The following is a 14,734-nucleotide window of genomic DNA, read 5'->3' as shown; positions in this document are numbered from 1 at the left end:
CGCGCGATGGTCGATCTCGAACAGCTCGTCGCGGAGCACGCGGCCAGGGCCGCCGAGAGCCCGCACGGCCGCAGCGCCCATCTGGTGCTGCACGACGGGGTACTGCGGCAGACCGTGATCGCCCTGACCGCGGGCACCTCGCTCGACGAGCACAACGCCCCGGCCGCCGCCAGCCTCCAGGTACTGCGAGGACGGGTGTCGCTCACCGTCGCGGGGCGGCGCGAGGAGCTCTCGGCCGGTCAGCTGCAGACCGTCCCGCAGGAGCGGCACGGCCTGCTCGCCCACCTCGACTCGGTGGTGCTGCTGACGGCCGTCACCGCCTGAGGGCTCAGCCGGTGGGCCCGTGCCACCGCGGGCCGTCCGCCGCGACGCCGGCCGGGACGTCCGCCGGAGCGTCCTTCGGCCCCAGCACCGAGCCGCCGACCAGCTCGAGGCCGCGCAGGAAGTCCCGCCCGCGGGGCGCCAGCTCGGGGGTGGCCAGCCACTGACCGGCCAGGCCGACCAGCAGCGCCTGGTAGAAGATCCCCCGGGACAGCTCCTCCTCGGTGTCCGGCACCTCCGGCAGCCCCTGGAACAGCGCCGACAGCCCGAGCCGCCCCTCCTTCTGGATCCCGGCGAGCGCCTCCCGCAGCTCGGGCACCCGGTCCGCCTGCAGCATCACCTCGAACTGGGAGGCCCAGAGGCCGCGGTGCTCGGCGATGGTCCCGAGCACACCGTCCCAGACCGCGACGAAGCGCTCCGCCGGATCCTCGGACGCTTCGCTCGCCCGCGCCACCACCGCCGCCAGCACGGCACCCCACTCCCCCGTGGCCTCGATCAGCGCCGCGTTGAGCAGCGCCTCCTTGGAGCCGAAGTGGTAGCCGATCGCCGCCAGGCTGACGCCCGAGGCGGTGGCGATGTCCCGCGCGGTACTGCGCGCGTAGCCCTTCTCGAAGAGGCATTGCTTGGCGCCGGCCATGAGGTCCTCACGATTTCCCATGCCCGCCATGCTACGTCCGATCCAGACGCTTGTCTTGCACGCCCGTCTCGCACACATGTCTAGTACGCCAGTATCGCACGATCGATTCAGACGCTCGTACTAGACAAACGTCTGACACGTCCGTACCGTCTTCCTCATGACCGCCACCACCGGCCGCGCAGGCCGTCGCGAATGGATCGGCCTCGCCGTCCTCCTGCTCCCGACCCTCGTCCTGACCATGGACATGGGCGTCCTCTTCTTCGCCGTCCCCTACATCTCCACCACGCTGGCGCCGAGCGGCACCGAGCAGCTGTGGATCATGGACATGTACTCGTTCCTGCTGGCCGGGCTGCTCATCACGATGGGCGCGCTGGGCGACCGGATCGGCCGCCGTCGGCTGCTGATGACCGGCGCGACCGGCTTCATCGGCGCCTCGCTGCTCGCCGCCTACGCGGACGGTGCCGGCCAGCTGATCGCGGCCCGCGCGGCCCTGGGCATCGCCGGGGCCACCGTGATGCCCTCGACCCTCGCGCTGATCCGCAACATGTTCCACGACCCCAAGCAGCGTCAGATCGCGCTCGGCGCCTGGGGCGGCATCCTCACCACCGGCGCCACCCTCGGCCCGGTCGCGGGCGGCCTGCTGCTCGACCACTTCTGGTGGGGCTCGGTCTTCCTGCTCGCCGTCCCGGTGATGGCCCTGGTCCTGGTCGCCGCCCCGGTCCTGCTCCCCGAGTACCGCTCCCCGCAGCGCGGCGGCTTCGACCTGCTCGGCGCCGTCCTCTCGATGAGCGCCGTGCTGCCCCTGGTCTACGGCGTCAAGACGCTCGCGGTGGAGGGCTGGGACCCGGTCGCCGCGCTCGCCGTCCCGGTCGGCCTGCTCCTGGCCGGCGCGTTCTACTGGCGTCAGCGCACCGCCGCCGACCCGCTGCTCGACCTCTCGCTGTTCCGGATCCGCGCCTTCAGCGGGGCGATCACCGTCAACACCGTGGCGATGTTCGCGATGATGGGCTTCACCCTCTTCACCTCGCAGTACCTGCAGCTGGTCAAGGGCATGAGCCCGCTCACCGCCTCGCTCTGGTCGCTCGTCCCCAGCGTGGGTGTCGGCGCGGCCGTCGGCACCAGCTCGGCGCTCGCCGGGAAGGTCCGTCCGGCGGCGATGATGGCCGGCGGCTTCCTGATCGGCGCGACCGGCTTCGCGATGATGACCCTGGTCGGCGCGGACTCGCCGCTGGCGCTCGTCCTCACCGCGGCCGGGGTGCTGGCCGCCGGCACCGTCGGCACCATGACGCTCACCGCCGAGATGGTCGTCTCCGCCGCCCCGGTCGAGCGGGCCGGCGCCGCCTCCGCCACCTCCGAGACCGCCGTCGAGCTCGGCAGCTCCCTCGGCATCGCGCTGCTGGGCGCGGCCGGCGCCGCGGTCTACCGCTCCCGGCTGGACGGCGCCCTCCCGGCCGGTCTGGACGGCGAGGCCGCCCGCACCGCGCAGGACACCCTGGGCGGCGCCGTCACCGTCGCCGCCCAGCTGCCCGGCCGGCTCGGCAGCGACCTGCTCGTCACCGCCCGGGCCGCCTTCACCGACGGCCTGCACGTCGCCGCCGTGGTCGGCCTGGTGCTGGCGGTCGGCGCCTCCCTCCTCGCCTACCGCCTGATGCGCCACCTCCCCGCCGCCGCCCCGGCGGCCGCCGAGACCCCCGAGCCCGCCACCGTCTGACCCGCCCGCTCCACCCGGTCCCCCGCACGCGCGTCATCGCAGCCCCCGCCCACCCCGGGCGGGGGCTGCCGCGTCCGGCGGCCGGCGGGCCCGTTCGGCCGCGCGGGGACGATCCGCCGCTCACCCGCGCGGGCCCGATCCGCCGTTCGCCCGCGCGGGGACGATCCGCGTGCCAGGCTGCCGGGATGAGCGACGACGGTGTGCACGGGCGGGTGCGGGCGAGCTACGACACGGTGGCGGAGGAGTACCGGAAGCGGATCGGGGGCGAGCTGGCGTTCAAGGTGATGGACCGGGCGCTGCTCGGGGTGGTGCTGGAGGAGGCCGCCGGGGGGACGGTGGCGGACCTCGGGTGCGGTCCCGGGCACATCACCGGCTGGCTGGGCGAGCGGGGGGCGGCGGTCGGGGTGGACCTGTCGCCCGCGATGGTGGCGGTGGCCCGGCGGGAGCACCCCGGGGCGGAGTTCCGGGTCGGCGACCTGCTGGCGCTGCCCGCCGCCGACGGGGAGTTCGCCGCCGCGGTGGCGCTCTACTCGGTGATCCACCTCGAACCGGCCGAACTGCGGCCCGCCTTCGAGGAGATCCGTCGGGTGCTGCGGCCGTCCGGGGTGCTGCTGGTCTCGTTCCACCGGGGCACCGAGGTGAAGACGCTGGACGAGTGGTGGGGCCACCGGGTGGACGTGGACTTCCGCTCCCTGGAGACCGACACCGTCGCCCGGCTGCTGACGGAGGCCGGTTTCACCGTCACGGCCCGGCTGGAGCGCGACCCGTACCCCGAGGAGGCGCCGACCCGCCGCGGCTATCTGCTGGCCCGTCGGACCTGACCGCCAGGGCGTCCGGCGCTGACCGCCCGGGCGTCCGGCGGACCTCCGCGCCCCCGGGCCGTCCGCCCGCGCAGCACCTGGTTTTTGACCAGCGTTTCCCGGCCGGTGTATACGTTCGCCGCCGCGGCCAGGCATACTGGCCAGGACGGGCGCTTTGCCCAACTGTGACGTATCACTCTAGACGAGAAGGGACCGGTGGCCAGGGATGCTGCGTAACGGTCTTGAGCCCTGGCACGTGCTTGTGGTGCTGGCTGTCGTGATCCTGCTGTTCGGGTCGAAGAAGCTGCCGGAGATGGCCCGCGGCCTCGGCAAGTCGATGCGGATCCTGAAGGCGGAGACGAAGGCGATGCGCGAGGACGACACTCCCGCCGCCGACGCCGCGCCGGGCACCGCACAGAGCACCGCCGCCCCGGCCCAGCCGGCCGCCGAGCAGCCCCGCCCGGCCGCCGTCAACCCGACCAACGTGACCAAGGCCACCGAGGCGCCCCGGTCCACCACCGCCTGATCCACGGCGGTCGAAGCCGGCCGAAGCCCCCGCCCCGAACGGCGGGGGCTTCGTCGTGTCCGGACCCGGCCGAACAGCCCCGACCCCACCGGCCCGAACGGCCCCGACCCGCACGGCCCCGGCGCTCGGCCCCGGCCCCGGACCACGCCCGGACGGAGCAGCCCGGGCGGCGGGCCGGGCCGCTCCGGGGCAGGCTGGCCGCGATGTCCGCGAACCAGCAGCCGCCGACGCCCCCGTCCCTGCAGCGTCCCGACCTCCGGGTCTGGGGACTGCTGCTGGGCTCGTTCGCGCTGCTGATGCTCGGCTACTTCACCCTGCCGCTGCGCACCCTGGGCGACGACCACCCGCTGGTGAGCTGGATGGTCTTCGCCGCGGTGCTGACCCTGCTGACCGGGCTGCTGCTGGCCCGGATCGTCGACAGCATGCGCGGCACCGGCCGCCATCCCGGCGTCTGGCTGGCCTTCCTGATCTGCTTCTCGCTGACCGTCTTCGCCGGCACCTACTACGTCCTGGCCGACCGTCCGGGCGAGTTCGACGGGCTGGTGACCCGTCTGGACGCGCTGTACTTCACGGTCGTCACGATGGCGACCATCGGGTACGGCGACATCACCGCGGCGGGTCAGGGGCCGCGGCTGGTGGTGCTCCTGCAGATCACCTACAACTTCGTGTTCCTGGCGGCGGCGGCCGGGGCCCTGAGCCGGACCGTCCGCTCCGGGATGGAGGTCCGCGCGCGCCGCGCCGAGGGCGACGCCGCTCCCGGCCACCGGCTCGGACACGGCCACGGCCACGGCCACGGCGGTGGACCGCGCCCCGGCCCGGGCCAGGGCCGCCGCAGCCGGGGTCTGCTGCGCGGCCGCCGGCACGACGAGGACGACAGCCAGCCCGAGGACGACGGCCGGCCCGGGGACGACGGACGCCGGAACAGCCGGCCCGAGGACGGCTAGGAGCGACCGGTGTCGATCACGCAGAACCGGTTGCCGTCCGGGTCGGCGAGCACCACGAAGTCCGGGTCCTCCGGGTAGAGGTCCCAGTCGACCCGGCTCGCGCCCAGCCCGACCAGCCGCTCCACCTCCGCCGCCTGGTCCCGCGCGTCGGTCGCGTAGAGGTCCAGATGCACCCGCGGGTGCTCCTGCGGCGGCGTCCCGCTCCGGCCGAGCGCCACCTGCACCCCGGGGGCGCCGGCCGCCGGGACGAGCACCACCCAGTCGTCCCCGGCCTCGCCGTCCCGGGGCGTGTACCCCAGGGCCTCGCCCCAGAACGCCGCCGCGCGGCCGACGTCCAGTACTCCGAGCACCACCGAACCGAGTCTCAGCATGCCGCCGATTGTGCCCGACCGGCCGACCGGAGCACCGGTCGGCCGGAACGCGGTCAGGCCGGGACGGGGGCACGGGAGACCTCCTGCAGCGGTTGCGCATCGGTGACACCACGGCCGGCAGTTCCATCGGACGGGGATGGGGATTCCCGTGAACAGCAGGCGACGACTTCGCCCTTTTCCGCTTCCCCGCAACGGAGTTGACCCGGCCACAGCGATCAGGACGGCTGCCGCTACTGACCGGCGCCCGCCGCTCCGCCGCCCTTCCGGCGCAGGGACATCAGGAGCAGGAAGACGGCCGACAGCACCGCCGCCACCCGCAGCACCCCCGGCGCGGCCTCCCACATCGCGTGCGAGCCCTGCTCGCCCGGTGCCGGGGCCGTGCCCCAACGGCCCTGCGCCCGGCCCCAGTAGAAGAGCGAGCTGCCGCTGATGACCATCAGCGGGATCCCGAACACCGCCAGCTTCCGCATGAAGTCGGACAGCTGGCGGGACAGGTAGCCGAGCGCCCAGCCGATCAGCATGGCGATCAGCTGGCCGGTGACGGCGCCGCCGACCAGCACCGCGGCGGAGAGCAGCAGCAGGGGCGAGGGTCGCCGCCCGCCCGGGGCCTTGCCCGGACCGCCCTTGGCGCCGGGGGCGCCCTCGGCGGGGCCCGACCCGGCGGGGCCGTTCTTCCCCCGGGCCGGGGCCTTCCTCCCGCCCGTCCGCTTCCCGGCCGGCTCCTTGCCGCCGCCCTTGGCCCTGCCCTTCCGGTTGCCCTTCCCGGCCGCCCCGCCGTCCGTCGGCGCCGCCGCGTCGCCCTCGGCCGCGCCCGCCGCCGGGTCGCCCTGGGCCGCGTCCTCGCCGGCGCCGGGCGCCGCACCGGCGTCGGTGGCGGTCCGCTGCTCCGGGATCGGACGGTTGGAGGCGACCGGGCCGTCCCCGAAGTCGATGGTGACGTAGTCCCAGTGGCCCGTGCTCACGGCGCGGTAGGCCGGCGGCAGCGCCTCCGGGTCCGCGGGGGCGTCATCGGCCGGCCTCGCCGACCACGGCGATCCGTCGTTCCCGTCGGTGCCCCGGGTCGCGCGCCGGTCGGCGGCCCGGTCCGTGCCCCGGTCCCGGCCGGAACGCGTGGGGGGCGGCAGGAACGCGGCGGGCGCCCCGGGGGCCCCGCCGTCCGGGTCCGATCCGCCGGACGCCCCACCCGGCGCCCCGCCGGACGGCGGCCCGGCCGGACGCGGCGGCTCCTGGGGCCGCGGCGGGACGGCCGGCGCCGGCTCCCCCGCGTACACGCTGTCGCCGTCACCGCTCCCGCCGGAGGCCCCCGCACCCCCCGGCGGCTCGCTCCAGGGTCCCTGCTTGCGCCACCACTCGCCGTCCGACATCCCCACGCACCCCGCCTAGCCCGTACCGATTGCCGCACCGATTGCCGCACCGCACCGGACCCGCCACCCGTCCGCACGCGGCGTCGTCCCCGCCGACCGTGACGCTACCCACCCGCCGCCCCGCCACGCGAGCCGGAACGCCGCCCGGCCGCACCCGGGTTCGCCCCGGCGGCACCCGGCCCGGCTCCGACGTCACCCGTACCCGCCCGGGCCCCGCGACCGCGGCCCCTTCCCCACCGCTCCCCCACCACCCCGCCGTTCCCGTCAACCCCCGTGCGCCCGCCGCCCCCGCGGAACCACGCCGACGCCCCCGGATCCACCGGCGCCGGGGCCCTCCCGCCCCGCCGCCACCCGACTAACCTAGGTCGAATGACCACACAGCAGGGCCCACAGCGCCAGGCCAAGTCCCCCGCGGGCGCCCGCACCCTCGCCGAGGAGCTGCGCGCCCGGCCCGACGACGACCTCGTCGCCCTGCTCCGGTCCCGCCCCGACCTGCTCAACCCCGTGCCCGGCGACCTCACCCAGCTCACCGCCCGGCTCTCCTCCCGTGCCTCCGCCCTGCGTGCGCTGGAACGCCTGGACCGCTTCACCCTGCAGACCGCCGAGGCCCTGGCCGCGCTCCCCGACGCCTCCTCACCGGCCGCCGTGCGCACCCTGCTGGCCGGACCGGCCAAGGTGAAGCCGCACCCCGAGGCCACTCCGCTGAGCACCGCAGACCGCGCCGCCGTCGCCGCCGCGCTGCCCCGCGCCCTGGCCACCCTGCGCGACCGGGCCCTGCTCTGGGGGCCCGACAACGGTCTGCGCCTGGTCATCGCGGCCCGCGAGGCGCTCGCGCCGACCGCCGCCAACCCCGGCCGCACCGGCCTCGGCCCGACCTTCGCCGAGGCGAGCACCGGCATGTCCCCGGCCCGGCTCCAGCAACTGCTCACCTCCGCCGGACAGCCCGCGACGCCCGACCCGGTCACCGCCGTCGCCGCGTTCACCACCCTGCTCGGCGACCGCGCCCGCTGTGAGGCCCTGCTCGCCACCGCCCCCGAGGCCGCGCTGCGACTGCTCGACCGGCTGGTCTGGGGCCCGCCCACCGGCACCGTCCCGGACGCCACCCGCCCGGTCACCGCGCAGGACGCCCAGAGCCCGGTCGAATGGCTGCTGGCCCGCGGCCTGCTGCTGCCCACCAGCCCGGGCAGCGTCGTCCTGCCCCGCGAACTCGCCCTGCACCTGCGCGGCGGACGCTCGCACCGCACCGTCGAACCGCTCCAGCCCGAACCCGCGCCCACCGCCGCACCGCGCGATCCCGCGACGGTGGACGGCGCGGCCGCCGGGCAGGCGCACACCGCCGTCCGGACCGTCGAGGAGCTGCTGGAACTCTGCGGCCTCACCCCGCCGCCCACCCTGCGCGCCGGCGGCCTCGGGGTGCGCGATCTCAAGCGCACCGCCCAGGCCCTGGAGAGCACCGAGCAGATCGCCGCGTTCTGGCTCGAACTCGCCCACACCTCGGGCCTGCTGGCCCCGGACGGCGAGGTCGACGAGCACTGGGCGCCGACCCCCGGGTACGACGAGTGGCTGCGCCTGGACACCGCCGCCCGCTGGGCCGTGCTGGCCCGCGCCTGGCTCGCCGCGACCCGCGTCCCGGCCCTGGCCGGCACCGCCGACAGCAAGGGCAAGCAGCGCGCCGTGCTCGGCCCCGAACTGGACCGCACCCTCGCCCCGCAGGTCCGCCGCGCCGCCCTCGCCCTGCTCGCCGAACTCCCGCCCGGCACCGCGGCCACCCCGGCCGATCTCCTGCCCACCCTGCGCTGGCAGCGCCCGCTGCGCGGCGGGCCGACCGACGCCGACGGCCGCGACCTGCGCGAACACCTGGTCGGCTGGACCCTGGCCGAGGCCGAACTCCTCGGCGTCACCGGCCGCGGCGCCCTCGCCGCCCCCGCCCGCGCGCTGCTCACCGCCGAGGCCGACCCCGCCACCGTGCTCGCCCCGCTGCTGCCGCAGCCGCTCGACCACGTGATCCTCCAGCCGGACCTCACCGCGATCGCGCCCGGCCCGCTGCTCACCCCGCTCGCCCAGGCGCTCGCGCTCTGCGCCGACATCGAGTCCAAGGGCGGCGCGACCGTCTACCGCTTCACCCCGGAGTCGGTCCGGCGCGCCCTCGACGCCGGGCGCAGCGCCGCCGACCTGAGGGCCTTCCTCGACCAGCACTCCCGCACGCCGCTCCCGCAGCCGCTCGGCTACCTGATCGACGACGTGGCCCGCCGGCACGGCCTGCTCCGGGTCGGCGCCGCCTCGTCCTACCTGCGCTGCGACGACCCGTCCCTGCTGAACGAGATCCTGGCCGACCGCCGCTCCGCCGACCTGCGGCTGCGGCTGCTCGCGCCGACCGTGCTGGCCGCCCAGGCCGGGCCGGACGTCCTGCTCGGCACGCTGCGCTCGATGGGGTACGCGCCGGCCGCCGAGTCCGCCGACGGCGATGTGCTGATCACCCGCCCGGACAGCCACCGCACCCCGCCCCGGGCGGCGCCGGTGCCCGTCCCGGACGGCCCGCCGACCCCGGACGACACCCTGCTCGCCGCCGCCGTCAAGGCGATCCGGGCCGGCGACCGGGCCGCCACCGCCGTCCGCCGCGAGCCCGCCGCCGCGTCCGGGCGGCAGCTGCCGCGCACCGCCGCCGCCGAGACCCTGGCGAGCCTGCAGACGGCGGTCCTGCTCGGCGAGCGGATGTGGATCGGCTACCTCAACGCGGAGGGCCTCGCCAGCCAGCGGATCATCGACCCGGTGAAGGTCGAGGGCGGCTACGTCACCGCCTTCGACCACCACGACGGCGAGCTGCGCACCTTCGCGCTGCACCGGATCACCGGGGTCGCCGAACTCGACGAGTGACCCCCGGGCTCAGTGGCCCTGCTGCTGGGCCTGCTGCTGCTGGGCCTCCTCGGCCTGCTTCTGCTTCATCGCCTTGTCGGCCATGGCCGCGAGGTCGCCCTGCCCGACCGGCATCACGGCGTTCGCCCCGGCCAGGTCCGCGAGCAGGAACCCGGGCGCCGCGAGCAGCCCGCCGGGTCCCTCGCCGACCCCCGCGACCGCGTGCGCGGAACCGGCCGAGGAAGCGGTGGCGGCGAAGGCCGTACCGGCGAGGGCGAGAGCGGTGAGGACACGCTTCGACTTGTTCATGCAGGGATCAACGAGCCACTCCCGCCACGGTCACCCCCCGCGTCCCCGGCCGCACGGCCCGTACCGGTGGTTGACGCCCCGCCGCGACCGGCGTAGTCCGGAATCACGGGGGTGACGAAGGGAGTCATCATGCTCGGCGATCTCATCGGCCGGACCGAGAACCGGGACACCGGCCGCCGCGTGCTCGACGCCGGGGACGGCCACGTCGTGGTCGAGGTCTCGTTCGAGTCCAGGGGCAGCTACTACGGCGCCGAGGTCAACGGCTTCGGCACCTACGAGTCCGAGGTGCGCGCCGACGGTGGTCTGCGCGGCGAGGGCCAGGGCGTCGACATGACGGCCGACGGCCAGAGCGTCGTCTGGCACGGCACCGCGCTCGGCCGCTTCACCGAGGGCGGCGGCACCAGCTGGCGCGGCGCGCTCTTCTTCTCCACCGCCTCCTCGGAGCTCGACCGCCTCAACCACGTCGTCGGCCTGTTCGAGTACGAGGTGGCCCCGGACGGCAAGTCCACCGGCGCGTACTACGAGTGGAAGTAGCCGCCCGCCGGGGGCGGTCCCGTCCTCCCGGCCGGATGCGCGACACTGGAGGGTCGGCGTGCCGCAGGACCCGCGGCCGCCACGGACCTGTCAGCCAGTGGAGGGCTTCCCCGCGTGAACGACGGACCGCTCATCGTCCAGAGCGACAAAACTCTTCTCCTGGAGATCGACCACCCCAGGGCCGCCGAGTGCCGGCGTGCCATCGCGCCGTTCGCCGAGCTGGAGCGGGCGCCGGAGCACGTGCACACGTACCGGGTGACGCCGCTCGGGCTGTGGAACGCGCGGGCCGCGGGCCACGACGCCGAGCAGGTCGTCGACGCCCTGGTGACGTACTCCCGCTACCCGGTGCCGCACGCGCTGCTGGTCGACGTGGCCGACACGATGGCCAGGTACGGGCGGCTGCGGCTGACCAAGCACCCCACCCACGGCCTGGTGCTGAGCACCACCGACCGCCCGGTGCTCGAGGAGGTGCTGCGTTCCAAGAAGATCGTGCCGCTGGTCGGCGAGCGGGTCGACCCGGACACCGTGGTCGTGCACCCCTCGGAGCGCGGCCAGATCAAGCAGGTGCTGCTCAAGCTCGGCTGGCCCGCCGAGGACTTCGCCGGCTACGTGGACGGCGAGGCGCACCCGATCGAGCTGGCCGAGGACGGCTGGAGCCTGCGCCCGTACCAGGCGCAGGCGGTCGAGGGCTTCTGGCACGGCGGCTCGGGCGTGGTCGTGCTGCCCTGCGGCGCCGGCAAGACCCTGGTCGGCGCGGCGGCGATGGCGCACGCCAAGTCGACCACGCTGATCCTGGTCACCAACACCGTCTCGGCCCGCCAGTGGAAGCACGAGCTGATCAAGCGGACCTCGCTGACCGAGGACGAGATCGGCGAGTACAGCGGCACCAGGAAGGAGATCCGCCCGGTCACCATCGCGACCTACCAGGTGATGACCACCAAGCGGAAGGGCGTCTACGCCCACCTGGAGCTGTTCGACGCCCGCAACTGGGGCCTGGTCGTCTACGACGAGGTCCACCTGCTGCCGGCCCCGGTGTTCAAGTTCACCGCCGACCTCCAGGCCCGCCGCCGGCTCGGCCTGACCGCCACCCTGGTGCGCGAGGACGGCCGCGAGGGCGACGTGTTCAGCCTCATCGGTCCGAAGCGCTTCGACGCGCCGTGGAAGGAGATCGAGGCGCAGGGCTACATCGCGCCGGCCGACTGCTGCGAGGTCCGGGTCACCCTGACCGACTCCGAGCGGCTCGCCTACGCCACCGCCGAGCCGGAGGAGCGCTACCGGTTCTGCGCCACCACGGCGACCAAGCGCCGGGTGGTGGAGGCGCTGGTCAAGAAGCACGAGAAGGACCAGACGCTGATCATCGGCCAGTACATCGACCAGCTGGACGAGCTCGGCGAGGTCCTGGACGCCCCGGTGATCAAGGGCGAGACCAGCAACGCCCAGCGCGAGAAGCTGTTCGACGCCTTCCGCAACAAGGAGATCGGCGTCCTGGTCGTCTCCAAGGTGGCCAACTTCTCCATCGACCTGCCGGAGGCGACCGTCGCCATCCAGGTCTCCGGGACCTTCGGCTCCCGGCAGGAGGAGGCCCAGCGCCTCGGCCGGGTCCTGCGTCCCAAGGCGGACGGCCACTCCGCCCACTTCTACTCCGTGGTCGCCCGGGACACCGTCGACCAGGACTTCGCGGCCCACCGCCAGCGCTTCCTCGCCGAACAGGGCTACGCCTACCGCATCATCGACGCGGACGACGTGCTGTAGCGGGCCGCCGGCGGGCGCGACGGGGCGGAGGGCTCAGTAGCGGAGGGCTCAGTAGCGGACGCCGTCGCGGCCCAGGAGGATCACGCGCGCGGCGGTGTCCAGGGCGATGCCGACGTTGCGGACGGTGGTGGTGAGGGGGTTGCGGCGGCGGCCGGTGGTGGCGGTGGCGCCGGACGGGGCGGTGCGGGTGCGGTGCGGTGTGCTCATGTGTTCCACGCTAGGCACCCGAACGGCCGTCGCCATCACCCCGAAGGCCGTATCCGGCGGGACGAAGGTCGTCCTCCGGGAGTACGGAGGCCCCGAGTCCGTCGGGGGTGGATCCCCGAGGCCGACGCGGCTAGGATCGTCCGTCTGCCCCCTCCCGAACCGTGGTACCCGCTGAAGTCGCGCGGGCAGCCGGGGGAGGTGCCGACCGCACGGCAACCGGTCGGCTGTATCCACCGTGAGCTCCTACGATCCGCTGCGCCCGGTCCCCGGGGCAGCCGGGAAGGTTCGCTGTGCCCGCCACCCCCACCACCGACCCCCTGCAGCGCGAGCGCGACCACCTCGCCTCGTCCCGGGCCGCGCTGCGCGCGATGCGCGAGGACGTCGAGTCCCTCGACATCAGCGACGTGACCGGCACCTGGGTCACCGCCATCGTGCTGCACAAGCAGATCGAGGCCAGGATCGCCGCCCTGGCCGACCTCTCCCACACCCCGCTGTTCTTCGGCCGGCTCGACTACCTCCACGCGATCGGCGAGGAACTGAGCGAGGGCTCCGGCGGGGACAGCTTCTACATCGGGCGCCGGCACGTGCACGACGCCCACGGCGACCCGATGGTGATCGACTGGCGTGCGCCGGTCTCCCAGCCGTTCTACCGGGCCAGCCGCACCGATCCGATGGACGTCGAGCGCCGCCGCCGCTTCGGCTACACCGGCGGCGAGCTGACCGCGTACGAGGACGAGCACCTCACCGACCCGGCCGAGGGCGACACCGCCTCCGCCCTGCTGGCCGCCGAGATCGAGAAGCCGCGCGTCGGCCCGATGCGCGACATCGTGGCCACCATCCAGCCGGAGCAGGACGAGATCGTCCGCGCCGACATCTCCGGCACCCTCTGCGTGCAGGGCGCGCCCGGCACCGGGAAGACCGCCGTCGGCCTGCACCGGGTGGCGTACCTGCTGTACGCGCACCGGGAGCGGCTGGCCCGTACCGGCACGCTGGTGATCGGCCCCAACAACGCCTTCCTCTCCTACATCGAGCAGGTGCTGCCCGCGCTCGGCGAGCTGGACGTCGCCCAGGCGACCGTGCAGCAGCTGGTCGCGCATGTCGAGGTGCGCGGCGAGGACTCCGCCGAGGCGGCCCGGCTGAAGGGCGACGCCCGGATGGCGGAGGTGCTGCGACGGGCGGTGCGCTCCGGCATCGCGCTGCCCACCGAGCCCTGCGTGGTGGTCCGCGGCTCCCGCCGCTGGCGTGTTCCGGTCCACGAACTGACCGGGATCATCGAGGAGTTGAAGAGCCGGGAGACCCGCTACGGCGCGGCCGCGGAGGCGCTGCCGCAGCGGATCGCGCACGCCGTGCTGCTGAAGATGGAGCAGTCCGGCGAGGCCCCGGACGACCGGGTGCAGGACGCGGTGGCCCGCAACGCCGCCGTGAAGGCGACGGTCAGGCAGTGCTGGCCCGCGGTCGATCCGGCCAAGCTGGTGCTGCGGCTGCTGTCCGACCGGGAGTTCCTGGCCGGGTGCGCGGAGGGCGTGCTGACCGCGGAGGAGCAGGCCGCCGTGCTGTGGCCCAGGCCCGGCCGTTCGGTGAAGACCGCCCGCTGGACCGCCGCCGACGCCGTGCTGGTCGACGAGGCGACGGACCTGGTGCGGCGCACCCCCTCGCTCGGGCACGTGGTGCTGGACGAGGCGCAGGACCTCTCCCCGATGCAGTACCGCGCGGTCGGCCGCCGCTGCAGCACCGGCTCGGCCACCGTGCTCGGCGACCTCGCCCAGGGCACCACCCCCTGGGCGACGGCGAGTTGGCCGGAGGCGCTGCACCACCTGGGCAAGCCGGCCGCGCACATCGAGGAGCTGACCAAGGGCTTCCGGGTGCCGGAGGAGGTCATCGCGTACGCCTCCCGGCTGCTGCCGTCGATCGCCCCCGGTCTGGCGCCGGCCGGTTCGGTCCGCGAGGCCCCGGGCTCGCTGACGGTCCGCCGGGTCGCCCCGGAGGAGCGGACCGACGCCGTGGTCGCCGCCTGTGTGCGGGCGCTCGGCAAGGAGGGCTCGACCGGTCTGATCGCCGCCGACGCGCGGGTGCCGCTGCTGGCCGAGGCGCTCACGGCGGCCGGGCTGCCGCACCTCGCCCCGGGCGCCGAGACCAGCGCGGAGGCCCGGCTGACCCTCGTCCCGGCCTCGCTGGCGAAGGGTCTGGAGTACGACTACGTGGTGCTGGACGAGCCGGCCGCGGTGGTCGCGGGCGAGCCGGACGAGCGGACCGGGCTGCGGCGGCTGTACGTGGCGCTGACCCGTGCGGTCTCCGGCCTGGAGGTGCTGCACGCCGAGCCGCTGCCGGCGCAGCTGGGCTGACCCCGACGGACGGCGGCGGGCGGGGGCACCGGTTCGGGGTGCCCCCGCCCGCCGTCGTACGGC

14 protein-coding genes are annotated in these 14,734 nt (G+C 75.3%); 9 read left to right on the top strand and 5 right to left on the bottom strand.

Going from position 1 to position 14,734, the window contains the following annotated elements; translation table 11 throughout:
* Positions 1 to 6: 6 nt before the first annotated feature.
* Complete coding sequence (locus BLU95_RS21900; protein ID WP_093861523.1) at positions 7 to 324, top strand: cupin domain-containing protein; 318 nt, start codon at positions 7 to 9, stop codon at positions 322 to 324.
* 4 nt (positions 325 to 328) lie between these two features.
* Here BLU95_RS21900 and BLU95_RS21895 read toward each other — a convergent pair whose 3' ends face one another.
* On the bottom strand, positions 329 to 979 hold the full coding sequence (locus tag BLU95_RS21895) for a TetR/AcrR family transcriptional regulator (protein WP_093865039.1): 651 nt from the start codon (positions 977 to 979) through the stop codon (positions 329 to 331).
* A gap of 136 nt (positions 980 to 1,115) precedes the next feature.
* Here BLU95_RS21895 and BLU95_RS21890 point away from each other — a divergent pair, with 136 nt between their 5' ends.
* The 4 genes from BLU95_RS21890 (at position 1,116) to BLU95_RS21875 (ending at position 4,939) form a co-directional block, all read left to right on the top strand.
* Positions 1,116 to 2,669, top strand: coding sequence for an MFS transporter (locus BLU95_RS21890; protein ID WP_093861522.1), 1,554 nt, complete (start codon positions 1,116 to 1,118; stop codon positions 2,667 to 2,669).
* Positions 2,670 to 2,854: 185 nt separating this feature from the next.
* Entirely contained in the window at positions 2,855 to 3,490 is a 636-nt protein-coding gene (locus BLU95_RS21885) for a class I SAM-dependent DNA methyltransferase (protein ID WP_093861521.1), read from the top strand.
* Positions 3,491 to 3,695: 205 nt separating this feature from the next.
* Positions 3,696 to 3,995, top strand: coding sequence for a Sec-independent protein translocase subunit TatA (gene tatA, locus BLU95_RS21880; protein ID WP_030393690.1), 300 nt, complete (start codon positions 3,696 to 3,698; stop codon positions 3,993 to 3,995).
* Positions 3,996 to 4,198: 203 nt separating this feature from the next.
* Positions 4,199 to 4,939, top strand: coding sequence for a potassium channel family protein (locus BLU95_RS21875; RefSeq protein ID WP_093861520.1), 741 nt, complete (start codon positions 4,199 to 4,201; stop codon positions 4,937 to 4,939).
* Here the strand turns inward: BLU95_RS21875 and BLU95_RS21870 are convergent.
* Positions 4,936 to 5,310 carry a VOC family protein gene (locus BLU95_RS21870; protein WP_093861519.1) on the bottom strand — a complete coding sequence of 125 codons (375 nt, stop codon included), beginning with the start codon at positions 5,308 to 5,310 and terminating at the stop codon, positions 4,936 to 4,938. The two genes, BLU95_RS21875 and BLU95_RS21870, sit on opposite strands and share 4 nt — an antisense overlap.
* Positions 5,311 to 5,540: 230 nt before the next feature.
* Entirely contained in the window at positions 5,541 to 6,674 is a 1,134-nt protein-coding gene (locus tag BLU95_RS21865) for a hypothetical protein (RefSeq protein WP_093861518.1), read from the bottom strand.
* Between the two features lie 369 nt (positions 6,675 to 7,043).
* Here BLU95_RS21865 and BLU95_RS21860 point away from each other — a divergent pair, with 369 nt between their 5' ends.
* Complete coding sequence (locus BLU95_RS21860; RefSeq protein WP_093861517.1) at positions 7,044 to 9,548, top strand: helicase C-terminal domain-containing protein; 2,505 nt, start codon at positions 7,044 to 7,046, stop codon at positions 9,546 to 9,548.
* Positions 9,549 to 9,557: 9 nt separating this feature from the next.
* Here BLU95_RS21860 and BLU95_RS21855 read toward each other — a convergent pair whose 3' ends face one another.
* Positions 9,558 to 9,836 (bottom strand): hypothetical protein, encoded by a 279-nt coding sequence (locus tag BLU95_RS21855; protein WP_093861516.1) that lies wholly within the window; start codon positions 9,834 to 9,836, stop codon positions 9,558 to 9,560.
* Between the two features lie 129 nt (positions 9,837 to 9,965).
* Between BLU95_RS21855 and BLU95_RS21850 the strand changes: the two genes are divergently transcribed.
* The gene (locus BLU95_RS21850) at positions 9,966 to 10,370 is read left to right on the top strand and encodes a hypothetical protein (protein WP_093861515.1); all 405 of its coding nucleotides are present in this window, start codon (positions 9,966 to 9,968) and stop codon (positions 10,368 to 10,370) included.
* A gap of 114 nt (positions 10,371 to 10,484) precedes the next feature.
* Positions 10,485 to 12,122, top strand: coding sequence for a DNA repair helicase XPB (locus BLU95_RS21845; protein WP_093861514.1), 1,638 nt, complete (start codon positions 10,485 to 10,487; stop codon positions 12,120 to 12,122).
* 48 nt (positions 12,123 to 12,170) lie between these two features.
* Here BLU95_RS21845 and BLU95_RS42400 read toward each other — a convergent pair whose 3' ends face one another.
* Positions 12,171 to 12,329 (bottom strand): hypothetical protein, encoded by a 159-nt coding sequence (locus BLU95_RS42400; RefSeq protein WP_159424969.1) that lies wholly within the window; start codon positions 12,327 to 12,329, stop codon positions 12,171 to 12,173.
* Between the two features lie 290 nt (positions 12,330 to 12,619).
* On the opposite strand from BLU95_RS42400, the gene BLU95_RS21840 reads away from it, so the two are divergent.
* Positions 12,620 to 14,671, top strand: a complete 2,052-nt coding sequence (locus BLU95_RS21840) for a HelD family protein (protein ID WP_231977728.1) — start codon at positions 12,620 to 12,622, stop codon at positions 14,669 to 14,671.
* The last annotated feature ends 63 nt before the right edge of the window (positions 14,672 to 14,734 follow it).

Source organism: Streptomyces sp. TLI_053 (assembly GCF_900105395.1).
Classification (GTDB): Bacteria; Actinomycetota; Actinomycetes; order Streptomycetales; family Streptomycetaceae; genus Kitasatospora.
Note: the sequence above shows the minus strand (reverse complement) of the source record. Positions and strands in the feature narration are given on the sequence as shown.

Coding starts and splice junctions, on each gene's coding strand:
- BLU95_RS21900 (WP_093861523.1), top strand. CDS start 7: ATGGTCGATCTCGAACAGCTCGTCGCGGAGCACGCGGCCAGGGCCGCC.
- BLU95_RS21895 (WP_093865039.1), bottom strand. CDS start 979: ATGGGAAATCGTGAGGACCTCATGGCCGGCGCCAAGCAATGCCTCTTC.
- BLU95_RS21890 (WP_093861522.1), top strand. CDS start 1,116: ATGACCGCCACCACCGGCCGCGCAGGCCGTCGCGAATGGATCGGCCTC.
- BLU95_RS21885 (WP_093861521.1), top strand. CDS start 2,855: ATGAGCGACGACGGTGTGCACGGGCGGGTGCGGGCGAGCTACGACACG.
- tatA (WP_030393690.1), top strand. CDS start 3,696: ATGCTGCGTAACGGTCTTGAGCCCTGGCACGTGCTTGTGGTGCTGGCT.
- BLU95_RS21875 (WP_093861520.1), top strand. CDS start 4,199: ATGTCCGCGAACCAGCAGCCGCCGACGCCCCCGTCCCTGCAGCGTCCC.
- BLU95_RS21870 (WP_093861519.1), bottom strand. CDS start 5,310: ATGCTGAGACTCGGTTCGGTGGTGCTCGGAGTACTGGACGTCGGCCGC.
- BLU95_RS21865 (WP_093861518.1), bottom strand. CDS start 6,674: ATGTCGGACGGCGAGTGGTGGCGCAAGCAGGGACCCTGGAGCGAGCCG.
- BLU95_RS21860 (WP_093861517.1), top strand. CDS start 7,044: ATGACCACACAGCAGGGCCCACAGCGCCAGGCCAAGTCCCCCGCGGGC.
- BLU95_RS21855 (WP_093861516.1), bottom strand. CDS start 9,836: ATGAACAAGTCGAAGCGTGTCCTCACCGCTCTCGCCCTCGCCGGTACG.
- BLU95_RS21850 (WP_093861515.1), top strand. CDS start 9,966: ATGCTCGGCGATCTCATCGGCCGGACCGAGAACCGGGACACCGGCCGC.
- BLU95_RS42400 (WP_159424969.1), bottom strand. CDS start 12,329: ATGAGCACACCGCACCGCACCCGCACCGCCCCGTCCGGCGCCACCGCC.